Below are 25,814 nucleotides of genomic sequence, written 5' to 3'. Positions count from 1 at the left end.
TGGTTATTTTAACTGTATGTAATATATAATTTTTTAAACTGTTGTTATCCTAATTTACTCATTTCTCAGACTATCTACCGGATTAACTTTTGCTGCACGTACAGTCTGATAGCTGATCGAAACGCAGATGATGATGAAAATTATCATGATTGCAATTAGAAAATACCACCACTGCAAGTCAATGCGGTAAGCAAAATTGTCCAACCATCTATTGAGTATAAAGTAAGTCAGAGGAAGAGAGATTAGAGTAGCAGTTAAAAACAGTCGGAAAAACGGTTTGTTGAGTTGCATGAAAATAGATTGTACAGAAGCACCTAATACTTTACGTACACTCATTTCTTTTTTACGAATTGTCACTTGATAAGCGGCCATACTAAAAAGACCAAGAGCCGCAATAATAACTGCTAAAAATGTAAAGCTATTGAAAGCAGTCTGCATCTCCTGTTGTTTTTTATGCAACAAAGCATATTGTTGATCCATAAAAGCATATTCCAGAGGCAATGATTTTGTTGATGAATTTTGTTGCCATTCTTTTTTTACAGTTTCGATAGCTTGTGCTGCTTTTCCTTGAGCAGCTTTTACAATTAATGTTGCCTGGGGTCTTGCAGATCCACATTCATTTTTATAAGAATAGACCGTTGGCTTCACGGCATTTTCAAAACCATAAGCTTTACTATCTTTTACCACAGCGATAATTTCAAAATTGACATCACAACCGGCTAACTTAGCTCCGATAGGCTGTCCTAGATCTAATGCCATAGCCGCAGATTCATTGATAACCGCATAATGCGAAGTAGAATCTTGTAGCAATTGCTTGATTGATGTGGGAATATTTCCCTTTAATACCGCTATATTCAGTGTGCTGAAATAGCTTTTATCGATCCCAACGTGATCGAATTCCAATTGTTTTTGGTTATGAGAAAACTGTTTTTTGGGAGGAAGCTCCCCATCTCCAGGCATATTTGTTGCAGAAGCAACCGATAAAATACTGGGATCTTGTTGCAGTCGTTCCTTAAGATTGTAGTATGTACCATTTAATGTGCCATCATAATACATTCCTAAGCCCTTATATGTAATTACCTGTGCCGGTTCAAATCCTTTGTCTGTGGTTTGAATATACCGGATTTGCTCATGTATAACGAGCATCCCTGTCATAAATAGTAAAGCAATACCAATTTGAAAAACCAGTAAACCATTACGGAGTGTATTTTTTCGTTGCGTCTTACCAAGTCCGCCCCTCAATAAACTAACAGATTTGAATCCCGAAAGTACGAAGGCTGGGTAAATTCCGGATAGACAGGTTGTGCCAATTACACCTAGAAAAAGATACATTACCGTATCTTGATTTAAAATGTACTGTTTGAGGTCATCATTGAACCACTTTTGCAATACATTTCCGGTAATACTTAGCATAAAAAAACTAAACACAGCTGCAGTAAATGTCAAAATAAAGACTTCCAAAAGTAATTGACGAATGATCGTCCAGCGCGAGCTTCCCAGTATTTTCTTTAATGCTAACTCTTTAATGCGTTTGTCAGCTTGTGCCATGATCATGTTGGCAAAATTTGCTGATGCTAATACAAGTATAATAATCGATACGATGCCAATTATCCATAACATGAGATAAGGCGTATTACTTCCATTTTTTGGTCTTAAATGTAGATTGGTTAATGGATCTAAATAAATTTTTCCTTGCGATAAAGCTGCTGTTTGAGATAGAGGAACAATTTTATCGTGGTAGAGTTTATCTATTTTACGGGTCAAAACATCGATATTAGTTCCGGGCTTTACTTGAATGTATGTTTGATATGAAAATGGAATTTCTCCTGTAAATAAATCCTCAGGTTCTTTTATAAAGAGTAAGTCATGGTCAATAAGAGATAAACCATTATTCTTACTAATTCCATAAATACGTTCATGGTGATCTAATAGTAAACTAAGCACTGGAACAGACTTAGGGGTGTCAAAATTTAAATCCCCCTTTTTGAAAATTTTCTCGGCGATACCTTGCTTTACTAGAGTGGCCTCATTTTGAATTTTACTCTTATAAAGGTTACCGGTCTTACTTTCAATTTGAAAAATATGTGCTGCAGAAGAATCTATTACCGCAGCATTTTTAATTAATACCGTATTTTCTCCGAAAACTGGATAAGTACCAAAACTATAAATTATTTTTCTGCCGGCAGTTTCTATTTCGGGTAAACTTCTTTTCAATAAGGGCGCAAGCATGGCATTTGTTGCATCAGTAAATTCTTCTGAAGAGGTCAGTCCAACCTGATAGATCCGATCATAATTGGGGTTCCATTTATCATAGCTTGTTTCTCTATTGATGTATTGGTACGACAGGATAAAACCTGTAAATCCCAACATCAGTCCGAATACGTTCAACAATGAAAAGAACTTATTTTTCAATAGGCTTCGCCATGCAATTTTGATTTCGTTTAAGATCATATGTCGCCTGTTTAGTTCGTTGTTAAAAATGAAATGTATGAAGTCATTACAAAAGCGGAAGATGCAATTGCGTTGCCATTTTGGTTTATATTTGATTATCAGTATGTTATTTTATTCTGAATTTATATTACTGTTCAATATCGAACAGTAACCGTTCAGTATTGGACAAGAAATCCTCATCATTTGTTAATAGCAGAATATTAAAACAAATTATGCATTGTCAGTAAGGACGAGCATCTAGCTTAATCAAACTGCCGTGTATTTTTATTATGCTTATTTTAATGAGTATGTTAAATCAATTAGTTCGTTAGACAGTACTAATGCGTGATTAGGATGGAAATAGGGGAGGCGGGACATTTCAATTTGTAGGGGGACTTCATAAGATATGTCAGTAATTTTTCGCTTGCTTCGTTAGAAAAGCAAGCGAAAAATTCAACACTCTTATTAACATGTAATCTATTGACTTTTATATGTTAAAATTATGGTTTAGATTTAGTTAATAGAAATCTAACGATACAGAACCTGAAGAAGTACGGGCATCTATTTTTTTGCCACCTCCATTAATTGCACCCTGAGCTAAAGATCTGTTAGATTTGCCAGAAAAATTTTGAGCGGACGGAAGATTGACCCGTGAACCTTTTAGGTCGACGTTATATTTTCCTTCTGGTACTTTAATCTTCACGCTGCCACCAGATGTAGCTAATGTAATGTCATCCGACATCCGCTTCATATCCATAGTAATACTTCCGCCACTTGTATGTGCATCAACTAATCCTTCTACATTCTTACCATTAATTGATCCGCCACTTGTAGCAATACGGATATTTCCAGAACAATTATCCAGATTTATAGATCCTCCAGAAGTGTTGAGCTGTATATCGCCCTGACTGTTGCTAGCAGTGATACTGCCACCTGAAGTCTTACCTGAAATATTTCCAGCTAACGATTTAATTTGTAAACTTCCACCCGACGTTCGGAATGTCTGCTTGCCATTTAGTGCACTCAGCTGTATACTGCCTCCTGAAGTGCTCAGATTGCTGTTGACAGACTCAGGAACTGTTACATAAAAAGCGACAGAAACCGAACTGTTACCATTGTTTCCTTTTTTACGTTTAGCAGATGCGGTCAATTTTCCACTTTCTAACTGGATGACAACGTCATACTCTTCATGCAGTAATTTTTCTAAGTCCGCTGATGAATTGAGTAAGTTTCCGTTGCGAGACACCCAGACTTCAACCGAACCAGGTTGGTTATTAGACCCGGTTACTTTGATTGCCCCTGCCGATGTGCTGACTTCGAGATCTTTAATTTTGCTGTTCTGAAAAGTTTCTTTCCATACCATTTTTTGACCGAAAGAAACCTGTACCAACAATAGTAATAATGTGGTTTGAATAAATCTTTTCATATTTTTATTAAGATATTAATTAGCGTACCTTATTAAGGTTCAATCACAATGTATTCACTAAAACACACAATCATTTTGCCATTCTCCTTATCAATTAGTAGTCAGTGATTTGTTGTTTTTAATTTAAAAATTACCTGTTCGCTATCGAACAGTTTACGTTCGGTTTTGAACAATAATGAATCTCAATCCCGCAACAAATACAGCTGGTGATCAGAAAATTCCTATTCATTTCTTAAGCTATCCACAGGGTTAGTATGGATTACCTTTAACGTTTGCAAGCTGATTGTTGCCAAAGCAATCAGAATAGCACATCCACCAGCAATAATAAAATATATCCAACCGATGTCGATACGATAATTAAAGTCCGCAAGCCATGTGTTCATGGCCCACCAGCCAATAGGTGTGGCAATGACAATAGCGACAAAGACAAGTTTCATAAAATCTTCCGATAATAATTTCAATAAGCGTATATCACTTGCCCCTAAAACCTTTCTAACACCTATTTCTTTAGTTCGCTGTTGCGTGATATAGGTGACCAGTCCAAAAAGACCCAATGAAGCGATAAAGATGGCGACAACTGCAAAGCAGGTAAAAATATTTTTTGTTCGCTCCACATCTTGATATAAGATTTTAAAACTCTCATCCATAAAGCTATAATTGATCTCTTGATTTGGACTAAACTGATCCCAGACTTTTGCTATGGCATTCAGTGTCTCATCCATATGTTGCGGTTTTACCTTAATTGACAACAAAGAGGGGCTATCCCGGAGCACCAGACCAACTGGAGCAGTACCTTCACCTTTGAGCGATTCGAAAATAAAATCATCGACTACCCCTAAAACCGTCCATGTTTCACCATTCGTAATCTTTGTGCCGATTGGATTCTTAATTCCCATTTCTTTAACCATCTGTTTGTTAACGATGATTCCCATGCTGTCCGAGGCTATCTGCGCATTGAAGTTACGTCCTTCAGCCATTTCAATTTCAAAAGTAGCCAGATACTCTTGATCCACTCTCCAAAACTGACCTTGAGTTGCAAGATCAAGTTCGCGCCTTCCATCTAGCCAAAAAGCGTTACCATTTCTTTTTGCACCATCTATTGGAACTGGAAGATAGTCGCTAACGGAAATATGACTCACGGAGGGAATGGAAATTAGTTCATTTTTAAATGGACCAAGCTGATCGCCTATTACATTTAGGCCTCGCAGTACAATAACCTGATCCTTGTTAAATCCTAGATCTTTTTGCAGCATGTATTGAATTTGCTGATGACTGATCAATGCCCCAACGATTAAAATAATCGATGTTGAAAATTGAAAAATGACTAAACCATTTCGTAGCAACGAAGGGTTTGCATTGTTAACCAGTTTATTTTTTAATGCCGTGATAGGTCTAAAACCAGAAAGATAAAGTGCCGGATACGTCCCTGCGATGCTCCCGATCAGAATAGCCGACATGAATAAACAGGGTATAAAATACCACGTGAACCACGGAATTTCAATTGATTTATGAGCGATATTATTAAAGACAGGCAGTAATAGGTGGGCAATGAGTATCGCTAAAAATAGAGAAATAAAGCTATAGCTTAATGCCTCCGTCATAAACTGACTGATTAGACTTTTTCGGTTAGATCCAATTGTTTTTCGGATACCGATTTCCTTTGCTCTAGTCGTGGCATTGGCAGTCGATAAGTTTACAAAATTGATGCAAGCTATCATTAGGATAAACAGAGCCACCGATGCAAAAGTCCACACCATGCGAATATCACCGCGATTTAGTGTCGATACTTGATCATCTTCGATATCAGATGAATGTAAATGAATGTCCAAAGCATTTTGAAGACTGATCTTAATTTGATGGACAATAGGTCCTATTTTTCTTCCCGCTTTTATCAGTTCCGGAATGTAATGGCCAGTGATGTAAATTTTATTAATCTCTTTTTCAACAAGATCTATATTTGCCTGTGGAGTCAGTTTGATATAAATCGTGTAATTATTGCTTGTCCATTTGTTCTGTTCACCGGGATGAAATGGTTCTCCGGCCAAGGACATAAAGAAACTATATCCAGATAAGGTCGAATTATTGGGAATATCATCGATGACCCCTGTAATGGTAAAAGCCTTTGACTTATTGTTATTGAGATAGATCTGTTGACCAATAGGATTACCCTTAAAGTATTTAAGCGCTTTACTTTTGGTCAGCACTATGGTATTCGGTTTATCTAGAGCATGCTGTAACTGACCATATTGCATCGAGGATGGAAACATATCCAATATGGATTGGTCGATATAAACAAATCCATCATCATAATGACTATCGGGCAAATTATTAATCGATAGCTGATTACTACCTGCACCTAATTGCGGATTTGGGAGTATTCTCCCGGAGGTCTCTATGGCAGGAATTTCTTCTTTTAATGTTTTAGCTCCTGGAGCAGAAAGCGATACCCAGCGATTGATTTTATTTCCCTCTGGAGCTTGGACAATGAGACGATAAACACGATCCATTGACGGATAAGACTTGTTGTAACTTATTTCATGTTTGATGTAGAGAACGATCAGTACACAAATTGCAATACTAAAAGCAAATCCGCCAATTTTAATACTGGAATAAAACTTATTCTTTGAAATATTGCGCAGGGCAATTTTAAGGTTATTTACCAACATAACAACAGTATTTATTTACATAGCCATATCCTATCATGATAATAGTGGGGGCGTAACTGATAGAGACAATTGTGTTGCCAAATAGTTATATCACTGTTAATTAGTTTGTTGTGTGTGTTTTTGGTAGGTTGTATTTGTACGGAAATGAACAGTTTCCGTTCGCTTCCGTACAAATACTTTAGTCAGGATCTAAAAACCGATCGGTTATATTGTCATTGGACATGACCGATCATTTTATTTTTATTATTCAGGCTCTTTCAAGCGTAGGTCTTCACATAACTTAAGCATCATCTCATTTGGATCACTATCCGTTGCAAGAGCAATAAGATACATTTCATCTAACCGCAATTTTGCTGTATCATTCATCGTTAGTTCATTGATACGTGCTTTACTTAGTCCCGTCTTGCGTGCCACCATAGATTTATTGACGGATTTCTTTGCTAAAATCTCTCCAAGTTTTGTCATTATAATACTATTTACTGTCTGCTCATCTGTATAGATAAAAATACAAAATGTTGTATTTAAATATACAATCATTGCGAATATTGCCAGTTATTCGGTTTGTTTGTATAGAATATGTATATAAATAAATTTATAAATGAGAAAAACTTAAAGGAAAAACTGATAATTAAAAAAAACTTATGTTGACAAGAAGGAAAATTTCTACATAAGAAGAATGTACATACTAGACGTTATATTAAAAAATGCCGGCTGTCAATCATCGAACAACCGGCATAACATAAACATATTAATCTCTTAAAAAGAGATTTTAAACAAACACTAAAATCCTTTATTATATTTATTACGAATCTTACTCATCGCGCAGGCTATCTACAGGATTGGTTCGAATAACCTTTAACGTTTGGAAACTGATTGTAATGATAGCAATTAGAATGGCAGAGAAGCCTGCCAATAAAAAGTACAGCCAATTTATTTCGATGCGATAGTTGAAGTCCTGTAGCCATGTATTCATAGACCACCAGGAAATAGGAACAGCAATTACGATAGCGATGAATACTAGTTTGATAAAGTTGCTGGAAAGTAGTTTGATAAGACTAATGCTACTCGCTCCAAGTACTTTTCGGATACCGATTTCTTTTGTACGCTGTTGGGTGATGTATGTAGCAAGGCCAAATAAACCTAATGAGGCAATGAAAATAGCGATAAAGGCAAAGCTTGTAAAAATATTTTTTGTACGCTCAACATCCTGATATAAACTTTCAAAACCTTCATCTAAAAAACTATAATTGATCTTTTGATTGGGAGAAAATTTATCCCAGACTTTAGTAATCTGTGCAAGAGATTGATCTATATGACCAGTTTTAACTTTTATAGATAGGAGGGAAGGGCTGTTTCCAAGAGCTAAAGAAACTGGCCCAGACTCCTCTTTTAGCGATTCAAATATAAAGTCGTCCACCACTCCAATGATAGTCCAGGACTGACCGTTATTGATTTTGGCACCGATCGGATGTGTGAGTCCCAATTGTTCCACAAGCGTTTTGTTAACAATAGTAGCCGAACTGTCAGAAGCCAATTTGGGATTGAAATTGCGGCCTTCAGACAAGCGCAACTCAAATGTAGATAAATAAGTATCGTCAACAAGCCAGAATTGTGCTCCTCTACCAAGTTGTACATCTTTATTATCATCAAGTGCAAAGGAATTTCCATTTCGTTTCACACCATCAATAGGTACAGGAAGGTAGTCTCCCACAGAAACATCAGAAACGTAAGGAAGTGATTTTAATTCATTCTTTAGACTAGCTAGATCCTGAGATAAAGTTGTGATGCCACGTACTACAATCACCTGATCTTTACTGAAACCCAGATCTTTGTTTAAAATAAAATTGACCTGTTGATTTGCAATAAGTGCACTCACGATTAGAATAATAGAAGTTGCAAATTGAAACGTAACAAGACCATTGCGTAATAAAGAAGTTTTTGGATTAGAATCCTGTTTATTTTTTAATGCTGAAATAGGTTTGAATCCCGATAGATAAAGTGCCGGATAAATACCAGCTAAACTTCCAATAAACAGCAAAGAAACAAGGAGCGTCGGAATAAAATACCAGCTAAATATTGGAATCTCTAAACTTTTATTAGCCAGATTGTTAAATAATGGTAATAAGATCCAAGCTAACAAAAGGCCTATGATCAGTGATATTAAACTATAACAGATAGCTTCTACCATAAACTGACCAATTAAAGATTTTCGGTTTGAGCCAATGGTTTTACGAATACCAATTTCTTTAGCTCTTGTCGCCGCATTTGCGGTAGAAAGATTGATGAAATTGATACAGGCGATCAGTAAGATAAAGGCCGCGATAGATGCAAATGCCCATATCATTTTAATATCTCCCCGATTTAAGATCGAGACTTTGTCATCACGGATACCCGTTGAGTAAAGATGTATATCAGAAGCATTTTGTAAATACATCTTTACCTGACGAAACCAAGGTTTAATGCTTCCACCTGCTTTTTGCGTCTCAGGGATCAGATGACCATCTATATATACTTTCTGAATAATACTTTGCGTTTGCTTTGGATCACTATTTTCTTTCAGTTTGACGTACACAGTGTAATTTGTAGCCATCCAACTATTTTGTTCCCCTGGATATAAAGGATCACCTGCTAAAGACATAAAAAATGTGTAGCCATACAGTGTCGAATTGCTTGGGATATCATCGATAACAGCGCTAATCGTATAAGCCTTCGATTTATCATTGTTCAGATAAATCTGTTGACCTACAGGATTATCCTTAAAATATTTTGAAGCTTTACTTTTGGTCAGGACGATAGAATTTGGATTATCCAGAGCATGCTCCAATTGTCCATAGATCATGGGTGAAGGAAACATTTCCAAAATAGACTGATCCACGTACACAAATCCATCGTCATAATAGTTTTCTGGTCCAGATCCCAATGTTAATTGATTACCTCCAGCCCCAAAAAGCGGATTGGGCAATATCCGACCGGATTGTTCCACTGACGGGACTTCCTCTTTAATTACTTTTGCCGCTGGTGCGGTCAAAGATAGTCCTCTCATCACATCATCCCCATCCGGAATTTCTGATACAATACGATAGATCCGGCTTACATCTGGATAAAACTTATTATAGCTCGTCTCATGTTTAATATATAAAACAATTAAAATGCAGATGGCAATACCAAAGGCAAAGCCGCCAATCTTAATACTGGAATACAGTTTATTCTTTGTGATATTCCGCCAGGCGATTTTAAGATTATTGATCAACATAATAATTGTTTTTATTTCACAGGGTCCTATCAATATAGTATTGGACATACATCTGAAAACAATTGCATTGCCAAATATTTATGTATTTGATTTGTAGTTGTTTAGTTGTTTTTTCGCAGTTGAGGTTTGTACGAAAATGAACAGTTTTCGTTCGTTTTCGTACGAATGCGCTTTAAGATTTTAAAATATTCCTAGGCTATGTCCATTGTAAATATCGATTATGAGATTATTATGTTGATCAAAATTTTTCAATGAGATGTCTAGATTTAACCTGATCAGTACTTGTCATTAGTTTGTTAATGAGTGTTTTAGCGTGGTAAATAGAACTGTAGTCATTGATTTTACCTATTTACTAAAAATACATGGAGGGTTGTTGCTATAAACATCTTTTAATATATTATTATGTATAGAAAAAAATATAGAATGAATTATTTATCTATACAATCGTTTTGAATATTGCTTATTGTTATGTTTATTTGTATAGAATAACTATATAAATTTATTTAATTATGGAAAAGAAGGAATTCAAACCAATAATCAAAGTGTATTCAATCCACTGTAGTGAGATTGAAATCACCATTATCTACCGCATGATGCTACTACGGACAGCAAAACATTTATCAACAGAAGAAGTTTCATTTTTAATGGGTAAAGAGCATGATTTTATTGAAAAAATAGAGACTTTTAAAATAAAGAGTGTCTATGCGCATGATCTTTACATATTTACACAGGTGTTAGATTATAATGCCGGAGCAGCTTACCCTAAATCTGTTGATGTTGATCATCAAAAGTTTGACTATGACATGTTTGTAACTATTTGTAGTGATCGTGTAATTTATGAGCTCAAACAGTTGGATGAAAACAAGAAAGCTATCAAAACCATCTTCTTGTTAATAGATTCAAGACATGATATTGATTGCTTTAATAATTCAACAGCTACAAAAATTGAACAATTAAGAAGTCTTATGCGACAGTTGTTTGTAGAAGGTTATTTTACAGAAGAAAGAATCGCTTATGAAATACTTAATAAATGTCAAAATTCTATCGATACATCTATATCTCCTAAAAATTTGATGTTGGTTTTACAAGATTATTTAGATAAGAAGGAAGACTATCATTTAGAGCAAAAGATATCCAGTAAAAAGAACTTTTCTGGATTTGCGTATTTACAGATAAATAAGGTGAAATCTTAAATAGAAGCAAGAAACTATGAAAAATAGGAGTAAGCTAAGCTTATGACAATTTAGATTAGCATTTTAAAACCTTAAGCCGTAGGAGCACACCAATTATAAACCGTCCATCTCTCAGTCGGCTTACTTTTCTTATTTGCACCTCCTACGGCTTTGTTTTTTATTCATCCCTTAACTTCTCAATTGGATTGAATTTCGTAGCTCGGTATATAATACCGATAATCAGTGTACCCAGCAATAATGCTAAAAACCCCAATGGGAGCAGGTATGTCACTACATCGATAACAATACGATTGTTATAATTCTGTAGCCAGACATTCATCATCACATAACTGGCAGGTATAGTTACCAATAAAGCCATAACAAAAATTAGATAAAACTCTTTCGAAAAAAGTAAAATTAAATGCATCAAAGAAGCACCAAGCACTTTGCGTACACCGACTTCTTTATTACGCAGGTTGATGGATAATGTAATCAACCCGATGATGCCCAAGGCGACGATCAGTAAAGATGCAATAGTTGCAATCTGGGAGGCACGTTGCAATTGCAGTTCTGTTTCATATAATTTTTGGATGCGGTCATCTGTAAATTGATACTCAAACGGTGCATCAGGAAGGAGTTCTTTCCATTTTTTTTCCAAAGCCTCCATAGATGAAGACAAAGAACCATCCTTTAAACGGATACTCAAAAATCGGAATTGTGCAGATCTGGAAATATTGATCCACGCTATTGCCGTAGCTTCATCGTTCATGGAGTTTGGAACGAAGTCTGCTGTTACCCCAGATATCATGACAGGAACGTTAGCTTCTCCAAAACCGATGGTTCGGCCAATAGCCTCTTCCGCCTTTGTAAACCCTAAAGCGAGCAGTGCCTCTTTATTAATGACTACATCAGGATTTTGGTCATTTTGTGAACTGTTAGGATTTAAAAAATGACCCGCTAATAGCTGGATCTGATACGTTTTTGCAAAATAAGAATCAGACATAATGATCTTAGAGTGCACTGTTTTTTCCGATTTCGTGTTGAAAAGTGATTGATTATTGCCTCCTATAAAGCCAGGGATCTCATAAGAAAGACTAATGGACTCTATTTGTGGAAGTCTTTGGAACTCATCTCGCGTCGTTTCCATCTTTTTAAGCCCCTGTTCAGTCCAGTCACGGGGTACCTGAACGTTCAATACCGATTCTTTATTATAGCCCAGCTCACCATTTATAAATAGATTAATTTGTTTCGATATAATGATTGTAGCCATTAGTATAATGACAGCGACCGCAAACTGTGTGAAGATGAGTACACGACGAACGGCCTGCTTGCCGTTACCTTGTGTAAACTTATTTTTCACAGACTGTAGAATGTCATTGCCTGAAAGTTTGATTGCTGGATAGATACCTGCTAAAAGACCAACAATACATGCAAATAAGAAAAGTAAAATATAAAAACTAAAAGGTAGTGCTGTCAACGATGGTAACTTGCGCATAAAGATTTCTTCAAAAATAGGACTTAAAAGTACATAAATAGGAAGACTGATCGTGACAGCAATCAGCATGGTTGTCATGTATTCGGCTATCAACTGGGAAATGATCTGTGAACGGGAAGAACCCATCATTTTGCGAATCCCGATCTCTTTCAATCGGGTAATGTTTTGACTGATGGTGATATTGATGAAGTTAATGATGGCCATCAACAATACGAAGCCTGCAATCCATAATAAAGTAGCAATCATTTTGCGGACAGCTCCCTTATTATCATCTAGAAAGTAACTTTTCAAAGGCTTTAAATCCGGGGCATAGTTTGTTGAAAACTCACCATCCGTATTGCGCTTTACCAGATCCTGGATAGGAATAGCGAGTTGCTCAGGCGTAACACCTTTCTGTAGCTCAATAAATGATGCAATATAAGGGTTTTGCCAGTTGTCGATAGACCTTCCAAAATACGATTCACTCGCTATCGGTAAAAAAACATCGGACTTCATGGCGTCATTTAATTGCATGACGGAGTTTTGAGTATTTTCTTTGATTACACCTGTAATGGTGAAGGGTTGCTTATCGCCTTTGAAGTTTTTGATTTCAAGTGTTTGACCCAAAACATCTATTTTTCCAAAATACTTTTGAGCAGCTTTTTCTGTGATGACCACAGTGAAAGGCTTCGTTAATGCAGTTGTTGAATTTCCAGCAAAAACCTCAAAACCAAACATATCCAGTAATGTCGGATCGCCTAAAACTGTCCCTTCTTCAAATATCTGGTCGCCATGGGAGACAATACAGGTCAAACCGTCGATGCGGTAATAATTTGCCACCAATTGTGGATACTCTTCTTTTAAAGCTTTTGGCAAAGCACCAATACTTGTTAGTGGGATGCCGAAACCTTCTTTCTTATAATTACTTTGTAATATATATTGTTGCTCTTTGTTGCGAAGTTCACTATTGACCTGATGCACTTCCCAAACATATGCGCCGACCAGTATGACGAAAGTAATACTGCAGATCAAACCCAAAAGATTGATTAAACTTTCATACTTACGTTTTATGATATTGCGCCAGGCGATTTTGATATTATTCTTTAACATAGCTATATTTTTTACCGCAGCGCTAAGCTTCGGGTTTGATTATCTTATTTTGGGTTTATTAATCGCGTTAATTATTCATCCCGCAAACTGTCTACCGGATTTGCTCGCGCGGCTTTGAAAGATTGAAAGCTGATTACCAATAACGTAATCATGACTCCAAAGAGCAACGCTGAAGCAAAAATCCAACATGTCAGCTCAATTCGGAAAGGAAAATCTTCTAGCCATCTATTCATCAAATAAAAGGCAATAGGCGTAGCTATTATACCAGAAATGATCATCCATTTAACGAAATCTTGCGTCAATAATTGAATAATTCCTGCTATAGAAGAGCCAAGAACTTTTCGGATACCAATTTCTTTGGTTCGCTTCAGAATAGTAATCGATAACAATCCTAAAAAGCCCATAGTGCTTATGATAACAGAAACGACTGCAGCGATCCAAATCAGTTTTTCAGTTAGTGTTTCTTTTGCATACAAATTAGCGATTTGTTCATCATAAAATTTGTATTCAAATATTTCCTTAGGGTACCAATCCCTCCATTGCTGTTCAAATTCATGTATAAATTGCTGTGGATTTGTACCATTAAACTTGATGGCTATATTTTTTAAACGCCCCGCATTATAACCGATAACTGTCGGCGCTATACCTTCCTTTAGAGAGTTTGTACTAAAATCAGCTACAACACCAACAATCTTTCCGATGCTTTCCTCATTTAATCCTCCCGCGTTAAGGCTTTTTCCTAAGATATCATATGGGTTCTCATATCCAAGGTCCCTAGCCATTTTTTGATTGATCAAAAACTCCGGATTCTTGGGGTTATCATTAAAATTATGTCCAGCGACAAGTTTGATATTAAATGTTTTAATATATGAAGAGTCAGCAATAGCATAACGGGCAGGCCATTTTTCCCAATCTGATCGATCATCAAATTGAATAGTTCCTCCCCAAACTTTATCATTTGCTGGCGGATTATCACAAAAACTAAATGAGGTAATATCAGGCCGTTTCGCAAGGAAATGCTTAATTTTTTCTTTGCTGGCAAACATTTCTTTTTTCATAGGAAAAAGGAATACCTGCTCGCGCTCAAATCCCAGATCCGTATTTTTAAGATAATGGACTTGAAGAATGATCACTAAGGTTGCGATCAGAAGTACCATCGCGATTACATTTTGCAAAATAATGAAAGACTTTCTGGTGAAACTCCATGGACCCATTGTCAGTTTTTTTAGAGCATCTTGTATAGGTGTCCTATTGACGAAAAGTAAAGGATAAACACTAGTCAGAAGAGCCGTGCAGATCCAGGTCAATCCGACAATACTAATCAGTGAACTGAAAGAAAGAATTGCTATAGGTTCATCTTGAAAAAGATATCCATTACTCCAGTTTAGGAAAATGCTTAATAAAATGAGTGCAAAAATAGTGGACAGAAAGGTCAATATTAAAGTCTCCAATAAAAACTGGAAAAAGAGTTGTTTCTTTGAGCTCCCTAAAATTTTTCTTACCCCCATTTCAACACTACGGTTCATTTGTTGCGCAAAAAGAATATTGCTGTAATTCACGATTGCCATGATACTAATGCCAAGGGCAATAACTGACAATATCTGTAGTAGCGATTTTTGGGTACCTTTTCCATAGTCTTTATCAAAATGAAAATCGGTTAACGGAAGCAGTTTATAGGAATAATATTCTAGTACACTTTTATCATAATATTTTCCGACAAGCTCATGGATGGTTTTTTCTACCTGAACCTTATCTTCATTATTCCTTAAAGTCAATAAAATATTGTTGTTCGTATTTGTATAACCCCAATTATGAAAATAATCATCCTTGGTATCAATCTTAAAAAGTGTCGGAATCGATTTTAAGGAAAAGTAAACTTCCGATCTAAAGTCAGAATTCTTTCGACTATCCTCGATAATACCAATAACTTTTATAGGAAACTCACCCTCAACTAGGATTGTTTTTCCTATTGCATTTTCATCTCCGAAATAAAGCTTAGCAGTAGATGCAGTAAGCGCGACAGTATTAGGCGCATCTAAGTCTTTAGGATTTCCCTGTTTCCAGGGGAAATCAAGCATATTAAAGTAATTTGAAGAAGCAAAAGCTGCTTTTCCATCAGTTTTGAACTGTTTATCTTCGATGCCTATAGTGAAATCTTTTTTGTCAATATATAAAGCAGTTTTCTCGATCTGTGGCATTTCTTTCGAAATGGCCTCATACATGGCAAATGATCCTCCTTTTTCATGCTCAACCTGCTCCAGCTTAAGATCGTAAACAACCATGTAAGTCCGATCTTTTTGATGATGAAATTGATCGTAGCTAAGCTGATAGCTATTGTAAATATAAATGAACAAACCACATGCAATCGCTAATCCTAAACCAATAATTGTCAGAATTGAATAATACCGGTGCTTTAAGAGCTGCCTAAATGCTGTTTTAAAAAATAACTGAATCATTAGCTTGTTCTAAATTATTTAAAATATCTATTAAGCTGTTATTCATCACGTAGACTATTGACAGGATTTGAAAGAGCGGCTTTGATCGCTTGGTAACTAATCGTTGCCAAACTGATCAGAATAGCCATAAGACCTGCAATAGCAAAATAATGCCATTGGATTTCAATGCGATAACTATAATCTTTCAACCAGTCATTCATTGTCCACCATGCTATCGGTGATGCGATAAGAATTGCTATAAGGACCAATTTTAGAAAATCTAAAGAGAGCAAAGATGTTAATTGCCCAACAGATGCCCCCAATACCTTCCTAACAGCAATTTCCTTCATCCGTGTCTCTGCCATGTAGGCGATAAGAGCCAATAGTCCAAGACATGAAATAAAGATTGTTAATCCTGCAAATAGCATAGAAATTGTTCCAATGGATTGTGTCTCTTTAAATTTAGATTCGAAATTTTTATCAATAAATTTATAATCAAAAGGATAGTCAGGATTAAATTTCTTGAAGATATCCGCTATCTTTTTTAGGTTTGTTTCGGTACTGTTATTCGGATTCAGTCGATAATGTATCGTTGTGAACCAGGATTTAGGACCAAGAATAATCATTGGCGCTATTTCGTCATAGGGTGAATCAATGATAAAATCTTTGATTACACCAACCACTGGCCAATTTTCGCCGTCGGCTTGAATGACTTGACCGACCGGGTTACTTAAGCGCATGGATTTTACAGCTGTTTCTGTCAGTAACACTGCATTGCTATCAGTAGAATATTTGTATACATCAATATCTCGACCTTTCACGAGTTTAAATCCTAAATTTTGTACAGCATTGGCATCCGAACTAAAGCGATTGAATAATAATTTCTTGTCACTCTCAGTACTTCCTGGCCAGCTAAATCCCCAGCCATTGCTAAAGCGATCAGTAACTGGAGACATATTTTTTGATACCGAAAGAACTGCATTACTGTTTAGTAACTCATTCCGTAAACTGACATAATTTTTATCTAATTTCCCGGAGATACTGGTATAAACTAAACCATTTTCATCGTAACCACGTTCCCGGTCTTTCGTAAATTGAATTTGCTTTGATACGATTATAGTAGCAATGGTTAAGATAATGGCGAGTGAAAACTGAATAATTACCAACATCGAACGGATGCTCATTCCCTTATTGTAAGTATTTAACTTTCCTTTCAATGTCTTCAAAGGTTTAAAAGATGAAAGAAAAAATGCTGGATAACTTCCTGCCAGTATACCCGTAATTACACTGAATGCTATTAATGATAACCAGGTTTGGACTGAGAGAAGAGAAAGTGTTAGATTTTTTTGTACTAAATTATTAAAAGCCGGTAGTACCAACACCATAAATGTGATTGCAAGTACCATAGCTAACAAGCTGATCAAAATACTTTCAGAGATAAATTGTAACATGAGGCTTTTACGATCAGCACCTACAACTTTACGAACACCTACTTCTTTGGCTCTTCTTTCAGAGCGAGCAGTACTTAGATTCATAAAATTAATACAGGCGACGAGCAAGATAAAAGCACCGATCCAAGCGAACAAACGAACGAGTTGAATGCGACCGGAAGTATAGTTTCCACCGTCACCTTTATCGTAGAGATAACTATCTTTAAATGGAAATGCAAAGATTTCATTTGTGGACTTGATCTCATTATCGCCAATGTTTATATGATTTTGACTAACTAATCTTATTTTTTCATTGAATGCTGGCAACGATGTCCCTGCTTTTAATAGTACATAGGTATAGGTGGAGTTATTACTCCAATTTGTATCTACATATCTTATTTTTTTTGCATAATCCCAAGAAACTAAACCTTCAAAATTCATGCTGCTATTATTGGGCAGATCTAGAAGAAGTCCAGTTACAGTAACCAAATTGACAGAATCAATTTTAATGATCTTTCCTATAGGATCTTCGTTTCCAAAGAGAGTCTTTGCATATTTTTGTGTGATTACGATCGAGTTAGCATCATTCAATAGGTTGTTTTTATCTCCTTTCAACAAAGGGAAACTAAACATGTTGAAAAATCCAGGATCAGCGAATCCGATTTGGGATACTATTTTTTGATCCTTGTATGTTGCAATAAATTGATTACCAGTTCCATCGTCAAGTCTTGTAAAACTTTCAATTTCAGGAAAATCATTTTTCAAGGTTGGTCCCATTATTTTGGGTGTATTTAACCATGCCCATTTCTTGCCAGTATGATCATCTCGGTTACTTATCGCATAGAGCCTATCACTTTTCTCGTGAAACCGATCCATACTCAGCATGTTTTGCAACCATAGCGCAATAAGCAAAGCTCCGGCCATACCAATAGCCAATCCAATGATGTTGATGCTAGAGAAAGCCTTATTTTTCAATAAATTACGCCATGCGATTTTGATATAGTTCTTTATCATCGTTATCGTATAAAGTAGTCAATTTTTTTAATGCAGTAAATTATTCATCCCGTAAACAATCAATTGGATTGACCATAGCAGCACGGACAGTCTGGTAACTTATTGTTAAGAACGAGATGAGTAAAGCACTGCCACCGGCAAGTATAAAGATCCACCAGTCAAGTTCAATATGATAAGCAAAATTGTCTAGCCATTTATGCATTGCAAACCAGCCAAAAGGAATGCTAATAGCGAGCGCAAGAACTACTAACCTGAGGAAATCTACACTTAATAAGCTAACAATTTTTATAACAGATGCACCAACAATTTTCCGGATTCCAATCTCTTTAATTCTTTGTTGCACCGTATAGGTCGAAAGTGCAAATAATCCCATACACGCTATGGAGATAGTAATTAATGAAAAAAGTTGCATCGCTCGTGTTGTCTGTTGATCCTGTAGATAAAGTTGATTAAAGTCGTCATTTAAAAAATGATAGTCATAATTGTTTTTCGGAGCGATCTCTTTTACAATCGTTTTGATCTGATTCAATGCGTCTTGTGTAGGAACTCCAGCATGCAGCTTAATAAAGATATTTCCGAAATAACCATATTCAAGAAAGAGCACAACAGGAGTGATTTCATTATGTAAAGATTTAAAATTAAAGCTTTCAACCACTTGTTTTACAGTGCCCTTGCGGCCATTTAAATTTATTTTTTTACCGATTGCATCTTTAGGAGTCCAGCCCATAGCAGTTGCAGCTAGCGTATTAATAATAAAACTATTCTCCGGAGCGACGGTATCGCTTGCTCTTAAAATGTCCGTATCCGATAGGGAAGAACCAGCAATAGATTTAATGTTGAACACGGATACAAAGTCTTTTTCAATAGGAATAGCAGTGACATCAATAGAGAAGTCTGGAGCCTGTCCTTCTACTTCATTAATCGTATAGCCCCCCTGAATATTAACCGGACTATCATAAGATGCCGTTACGCCTTTAACACTGTTTAATTGAATTAGCTTATCCTTTAGCAATTGACGCTCTTTATCCTGCCATCCTCGGCCATCGAGCACCAATATATCTGAACGATCCAGTCCTGTATTTTTAGATTGAATAAATTTCATTTGTTGACCAGCAAATAATGTACAGATGATAAAAAATATGGAAATACAAAATTGGAACACAATCAGCACTTTACTCAAGGATATCCCTGTCTGTTTTTCGATCAGTTTACTTCTGAATATTGAAATCGGTTTTGAACTCGAAATCGAGTAGGCAGGCCAACCACCTGCAAGTAGTGACAGGATAATAAAGAAAGCTAATATTGCTATATAGAGGATAGGTTTGTTCCAAAAGTTGATCTGCATTTCTACTCCCATAAAATGACCGAATAGAGGTAACAGTAACCATGTTGCCACTAAGCTTACAATTAAGGATATCAAAATCATTAAGCTACATTCGAAGAGAAACTGAAAGAATATTGTTTTTCGTCCTGCACCCAGTACCTTCTTTACACCGATCTCTTTTTTGCGCTCAATCGCATTTGCAAGAATCAAATTGGTGAAATTAATGCAGGTCAAGACGATAAGAGCAATACCCAAAGCCATTAAAATATAAACATAGAGGATATTTCCTGTACCTGCAGTTTTTGAGTGCAAATGAATATCACTTAATTTTTCTACTTTAAAACCGAATTCATATCCCTGTTTAATAGACTCACTAAATTTGTCCTTAACCAGATTATCCAGTTTAAGTTGCACCGATTGAAAGCTTTGATCAGTTTTTAATAATCCTATAGTAATATCGTTAGCTGAATTCCATGAAGCTTCTTTATAGCGTGCTAGACCTTGGTTAGAGAGAATGGCAGAAAATCTGAACTGCGTATTACTTGGCATATCGGCTATTACCCCAGATACCTTCCAGTTCACTTTATCAATAATCAATGTTTTATTTATAGCCGATTCATTTGGAAAATATTTTTTAGCTAAGGTTTCTGTTAATACAATTTGATTAGGCTCATCCAATACATGTTTTTTGTTTCCCTCAATAAAATCATAATCGAGAATTTCAAATACGTTTTTATCAGCATAAATCAGCTTATTTTCCTTTAAAGATTGATTTCCAATATCAACTAATCCACCTTGTATATACGGATATAAACGACTGGCCTGCTCAACTTCGGGAAAATCAGATTGTAAAGTCTGTTGTAGACCTGTTGGCGTTGTACTGGATGAAACCATTTCTGGGCTATTTGGAGCCTTGTATGATAGGCTGAAATACGCAATGCGATCTGCATGAGAGAAAAAACGTTCATAACTGGATTCATGGTATATGTAAGTAGCTAATAACAAAAAGCAGGTTATTCCAATTGTTAATCCCGACATGTTCAACAGTGAAAACCCTTTATTCTTTCGAATATTCCGCCATGCTATTTTAATATAGTTTCGTATCATTTTTTATGCTTTAAAGCTTTTTTCATTAATTCATTCAGATAACCCTACAGTAAGTGTATGTTATTATTCATCCCGTAATGTTTTTACAGGATTTGTATTGGCCGCTTTAATGGCTTGTGTACTCACCGTAATAATTGCGATAGTTAATGCGGCAATCCCCGCTAAAGCAAAGACCCACCATTGAATCTCCATGCGGTAAGAAAAATCCTGCAACCATTTATTCATGATCCACCAGGCAATAGGTGAGGCAATTAAAATGGCAATAAGAACCAATTTTACAAAATCTCTTGAGAGCATCGCTGTTATACCTGTTACAGACGCACCCAATACTTTGCGGATACCAATTTCTTTCGTTCTCAATTCCGCGATGTACGATACCAGTCCAAATAATCCAAGGCAAGATATAAAAATGGCTAATGTAGAGAATATGAGTGCTAACTGAGCTGTTTGTTGTTGCTCTTTAAACTTTGCCGCAAATTGCTGATCAACAAATTTGTATTCAAAAGGGTACGCCGGATTGAATTTTTTGAGTACCTGCTCCATTTGTTTCAAGCTCTGTTCTATAGGTACAGATGCAGGAGTACGAACAACCATATTTAACATCCACTCTTTGGCAGGATGAATAAGAAGTGGAGTAACTGGACTGTATGGAGATCCGCTGATGTAATCATTGATAACTCCTATAATTGTAAAGTTATTACTTCCCCATTTCAAAATGCTGCCAATAGGATTTTTCAATTTCATTTCTTTGATAGCAGCCTCATTTACGAGTACCGACATACTATCAGAAGCCAATCGCTCGAAGTCAATATCACGACCTTCGATCAATTTTAATCCCAGAGTTTTAACAAAATCACTCTCAGCTTTTCCAATATTGAATACGATTTTTTTTCCTTGTTCAGGGGTAGATCCTTCCCATGAAAAATTACCCCCTGAATTGGAATTGTTTTGGGTAATTGACCATCCGGTACGGGTCACAGCTTGCGCAATATCCTTATTGATCAATTCAGATTTGATAACTTCATAATTTTTTGTCATATCACCTTCCATTGGAATTTCGATCAGTTGTGAAGGTGAGTAACCAACATCACGTTTTCCTGCATATTCAATCTGTTTATTGACGATCAGGGTTGCAATAATCAAGATTAAGGCAACTCCAAATTGGAAAACAACTAATACTTCACGGAAATTGAAGGCAAATCTTTGAGACTTTCCAGATACTTTCAATGATTTAACGGGTTTAAAAGACGATAGCACAAATGCAGGGTATAACCCAGCTAATATTCCTGTAAACAATATAAATCCGAGAAGAGAGACCCAGATCATAGGATCTGTAATCGAAAAAACTAAAGGTTTGTCCAATACTTTATTAAATAGTGGGAGGGATATAGATGTTAATCCTATGGCAAGTATTCCTGCAATACAAGATAGTAGGACCGACTCTGTTAAAAATTGTATAATCAAACTGCTGCGTTGGGCGCCAACCACTTTACGTACCGCGACTTCTTTTGCTCGCTTTTGACTGCGCGCAGTGCTTAAATTAATGAAATTAATACAAGCGATCACTAAAATCAAAAATCCAAGACCAGCAACAAGTTTAACTTGGGTGATTTTGCCTCCAACTGGGATACCTTGTTCAAATTTAGAATACAAGTGCATTTTGGATACTGGATATAAAAAGAGTGAACCTTTCTGCTCATTATTCGTTTTCTTTGCAATGATATTGACTAGTTTTTTATTAAAGGCATCTACATTTGTCCCATTCTTTAGCTGGATATAAGTCATAAATGTATTTATGTTCCAAGTGGGAGATTGACTACTTGCATTGATTAAGGGAATCAGATATGTAAAATCAAAATCTGTATTGCTGGGTAAATCTGCTATTACTCCAGTCACCTGATAAGGTTCTTTGTTATCCAATGTAATCGTTTTGTTCAAAGGATCCGCATCCCCAAATATTTTTTTTGAGAGTCGCTCTGTTAGGATAATATTGTTTGGACCGTTTAATACTTCATTGCGATTACCCTTTAAAAGTTTGAAATCGAACATTTCAATAAAATTTGGATCAACTTCATTTCCTTTAGATTTTATCTTTTTATTATCAAAGGATAATAATCTATCGGTGCTCCAATACATACGAGCAGCATGCTCCACCTCTGGATATTCTGCTTTTAAAGTAGATGAAGCAGTTCCTGCTGTGATGTTTAGCAAGTTGATTTCACCCTCCTCGTCATATTTGTTCCAGAGTCTATATAGATTATCTTTATTGCTATAGAAATTGTCAAATTGTGATTGATTCTGTATCCAGATGCCTATTAACAATACAGCTGCCATACCAATAGCTAAGCCAATAATGTTAATGGTTGCATATCCCTTACTTTTCAAAAGATTGCGCCATGCTATTTTAATATAGTTCTGTATCATTTGTTTAAACTTTAGACTCGTATTTTTTTGCCACTTTTTAAGTTCAATCCATAAGCCAATGTTTTAAATTATTGCTAATCAGTTAATTGTTTATTGCTGTATCCTTCTTTAACTGTACGCTTTCGAACACCTAGCGTTCGTAAGCGTACAGGTTATGAGGGTGATTATTCATTCCGTAGTGTATCAATAGGATTTGATAAAGCAACTTTAATAGCCTGATAACTTACGGTGATTAACGTAATGAAAAGAGCAAGACCTCCCGTGACAGCAAAAATGGACCAGCTAATAGTAATACGGTAAACATAATTTTCTAACCATTTTTCCATAAAAAGATAAGCAAGCGGGGTGGCTATCATAAAACCGATAAAAGTAAGCCAGATATACTCGGTTGATAGTAACTTCCATAAGCCGAGCTCAGATGCGCCTAATACCTTTCGGATCCCAATTTCCTTTTCACGTTGTTCAGTTAAGAATGAAACGAGGGCGTACAATCCTAGGCAGGAAATCAAAATTGCAAGACCAGTAAATAAACTGGTTAAACTACGAATCATTTCCATCTGCTTAAATTGTTTCGCATATTCTTGATCTGTAAATGTGTATTCAAATACCAGATTCGGATCTATAGCAGAAAATTTCTCCCCGATATTTTTTAGTATTTGACTTTGATTTTCTCCATCTTTTAAGCGAAGTGTAATTTTGTTTTTAGGAAGGAAATCAAGAAAATAAACCGTTGGTGTGATTGATTTGAAAGGAGATTCCGACATTGTGTTCTGTATGATGGCAAGGATTCTGTATTTTACACCTCTAAAACTTAATTGCTTGCTATTCAAATCGGATACTCCCATATATTTTGCACCAGCTTCGTTTAAAATGACAGCAATAGAATCTGTTTTAAAATCTTTCGAAAAGTTTCTACCTTTCATAAATTTCCATTGGACAGTAGGAGCAAAATTTTCGTCAATAGTATATATGCCCATGATTGATCCTTCTTTAGCATCATTACCTTGCCAGGTAAATCCACCGCCTGTTAAAGCGAGATTGTTTACAAAACTAGAGGATAAAGTTGCGTTTTGGATTAGTCCCTTGTCAAACAATTCTTTTTTGAGGACGTCGAATTTTTTAATAATCTCACCGCTTGAACTCGTGACATTAACTAAATTTTTGTTGCTGTAGCCAATTGGACGATCTTTTACATAGTTTAATTGGGTGATGACGAGGTATGTGGCGATCATCATAAAAATAGAAATAGCGAACTGAATAACAACCATAATCTTCCGCGCTTTAAATTTACTATTTCCTTGAATTGATTTTCCTTTAAGTGCTAAAATTGGATTAAATGAAGTTAGGAACAGGGATGGATATAATCCGGATGAAAGACCAAGAAGAACGATGCTTAAGAAAGCAATAAGATAGAAAAATATCGAATGAAAAGGTATTCGTAATTCAGTTCCTATAAAACCGTTTATCCATGGAAGAAGTAAGAGTATAAGGGGGAGGCTGAGTATAAATGCTAAAAATACAGATAAGATAGATTCAAATAAAAAGCCCTGAATCAATTGGCGGCGATTTACGCCGATCGATTTTAATATACCGATTTCTTTACCTCTTTTGATACTTCTAGCGGTACTGAGGTTGATAAAGTTAATACATGCTAGCAAAATAATCAAAGCACTTACCAATGCAAACATCCAAACATATTGAATCTGCCCACCGATATTTTTACCATTTTTAAAATCATCATACAAATACCATTTAGACATAGGATGTAAAAGAACTTCAGGATCTATGTCTGTAAGTTTCGATTTTAAAATGGTGGTTGTCGTTCTCTCTAATGAAGGTAGAGAGAGCGGATTTTGAATAGAGGCATAGGTATGGAAAAAACAATTACCCCAACTTTGATCGGCATCAGGGTTTTGTTTCAGATAGTCGCAAAATGGCAATATATAATCCAATTGATGAAAAGTACTATTTTCTGGCAAGTCAGCATAAACGCCTGTTATCTGGTACTGCGCTTTACCGTTAAGTTCAACGACTTTACTTATAACGTCTACATCTCCAAATAACCGACGTGCTAATGATTCGGAAATAATCATTTTTGATGGTAGGGCAGGTGTAGATACGTCTCCTTTTATAGATTCAAATGTGAAAAGTTCAGAAAATGCACCCATTGCATACAATCCTTTGCCAGTGATCCTTTTTTCACCACTCTTAAAATTAGCATTTTCACGTTTACTGACTAAAGTAATATGTTGCATTTCATTTTTAAAATCAGATTGCAATAGCTTAGCCAATGGTATGGGAGTAGATCGATCTGTAGACTTCTCACCATTAAATGTACCTGTGATCATGACCTGGTAGATATCATCGTAGTTTTTGAAGTTTTTGTCAACAGAAAACTGCTTCATTATCCACAATGAACTAATTATGACGACTGTAAATCCCAATGCTAGACCGATTATATTGATAATTCCACTTAATGGATTACGTTTTATATTGCGTAGAAAAGTTTTAAAAAATAGTTTTATCATGATTTTGAATCAATTATTTTA

The 25,814-nt window shown here is 35.8% G+C and carries 12 protein-coding genes; 1 reads left to right on the top strand and 11 read right to left on the bottom strand.

The features are described 5' to 3' along the window. Positions 1 to 54 precede the first annotated feature (54 nt). The 5 genes from HCX49_RS22570 to HCX49_RS22550 all read right to left on the bottom strand — a co-directional run bounded on the left by HCX49_RS22570 (position 55) and on the right by HCX49_RS22550 (position 9,775). Positions 55 to 2,451, bottom strand: coding sequence for an ABC transporter permease (locus HCX49_RS22570; protein WP_168128220.1), 2,397 nt, complete (start codon positions 2,449 to 2,451; stop codon positions 55 to 57). A 496-nt stretch (positions 2,452 to 2,947) separates the two neighbouring features. Next, a complete protein-coding gene (locus tag HCX49_RS22565) occupies positions 2,948 to 3,856 on the bottom strand; it encodes a DUF4097 family beta strand repeat-containing protein (RefSeq protein WP_168128219.1) in 909 nt (302 codons plus the stop codon). Between the two features lie 221 nt (positions 3,857 to 4,077). Further along, complete coding sequence (locus tag HCX49_RS22560) at positions 4,078 to 6,522, bottom strand: ABC transporter permease (protein ID WP_168128218.1); 2,445 nt, start codon at positions 6,520 to 6,522, stop codon at positions 4,078 to 4,080. A 243-nt stretch (positions 6,523 to 6,765) separates the two neighbouring features. Further along, positions 6,766 to 6,987: a helix-turn-helix domain-containing protein gene (locus HCX49_RS22555; protein ID WP_031289462.1), complete on the bottom strand. Its 222-nt coding sequence runs from the start codon at positions 6,985 to 6,987 to the stop codon at positions 6,766 to 6,768. Positions 6,988 to 7,333: 346 nt separating this feature from the next. Continuing rightward, positions 7,334 to 9,775 carry an ABC transporter permease gene (locus HCX49_RS22550; protein WP_168128217.1) on the bottom strand — a complete coding sequence of 814 codons (2,442 nt, stop codon included), beginning with the start codon at positions 9,773 to 9,775 and terminating at the stop codon, positions 7,334 to 7,336. A 509-nt stretch (positions 9,776 to 10,284) separates the two neighbouring features. Here HCX49_RS22550 and HCX49_RS22545 point away from each other — a divergent pair. Next, complete coding sequence (locus HCX49_RS22545; RefSeq protein WP_132773463.1) at positions 10,285 to 10,968, top strand: hypothetical protein; 684 nt, start codon at positions 10,285 to 10,287, stop codon at positions 10,966 to 10,968. 157 nt (positions 10,969 to 11,125) lie between these two features. On the opposite strand, the gene HCX49_RS22540 is transcribed toward HCX49_RS22545, so the two are convergent. The 6 genes from HCX49_RS22540 to HCX49_RS22515 all read right to left on the bottom strand — a co-directional run bounded on the left by HCX49_RS22540 (position 11,126) and on the right by HCX49_RS22515 (position 25,793). Continuing rightward, positions 11,126 to 13,531 (bottom strand): ABC transporter permease, encoded by a 2,406-nt coding sequence (locus tag HCX49_RS22540; RefSeq protein WP_132773465.1) that lies wholly within the window; start codon positions 13,529 to 13,531, stop codon positions 11,126 to 11,128. A 71-nt stretch (positions 13,532 to 13,602) separates the two neighbouring features. After that, positions 13,603 to 15,987, bottom strand: coding sequence for an ABC transporter permease (locus tag HCX49_RS22535; protein WP_132773467.1), 2,385 nt, complete (start codon positions 15,985 to 15,987; stop codon positions 13,603 to 13,605). 38 nt (positions 15,988 to 16,025) lie between these two features. Beyond that, the gene (locus tag HCX49_RS22530; protein ID WP_168128216.1) at positions 16,026 to 18,410 is read right to left on the bottom strand and encodes an ABC transporter permease; all 2,385 of its coding nucleotides are present in this window, start codon (positions 18,408 to 18,410) and stop codon (positions 16,026 to 16,028) included. Positions 18,411 to 18,450: 40 nt separating this feature from the next. After that, complete coding sequence (locus HCX49_RS22525; RefSeq protein ID WP_168128215.1) at positions 18,451 to 20,841, bottom strand: ABC transporter permease; 2,391 nt, start codon at positions 20,839 to 20,841, stop codon at positions 18,451 to 18,453. A 63-nt stretch (positions 20,842 to 20,904) separates the two neighbouring features. Next, positions 20,905 to 23,265 (bottom strand): ABC transporter permease, encoded by a 2,361-nt coding sequence (locus HCX49_RS22520; protein ID WP_168128214.1) that lies wholly within the window; start codon positions 23,263 to 23,265, stop codon positions 20,905 to 20,907. A 164-nt stretch (positions 23,266 to 23,429) separates the two neighbouring features. Continuing rightward, entirely contained in the window at positions 23,430 to 25,793 is a 2,364-nt protein-coding gene (locus HCX49_RS22515; protein ID WP_132773475.1) for an ABC transporter permease, read from the bottom strand. Positions 25,794 to 25,814: the final 21 nt, after the last annotated feature.

The organism is Sphingobacterium sp. B16(2022) (assembly GCF_012030425.1).
GTDB classification, from domain to species: domain Bacteria; phylum Bacteroidota; class Bacteroidia; order Sphingobacteriales; family Sphingobacteriaceae; genus Sphingobacterium; species Sphingobacterium anhuiense.
The sequence above is the reverse complement of the archived record's forward strand: the minus strand, read 5'-3'. Positions and strand labels throughout refer to the sequence as shown.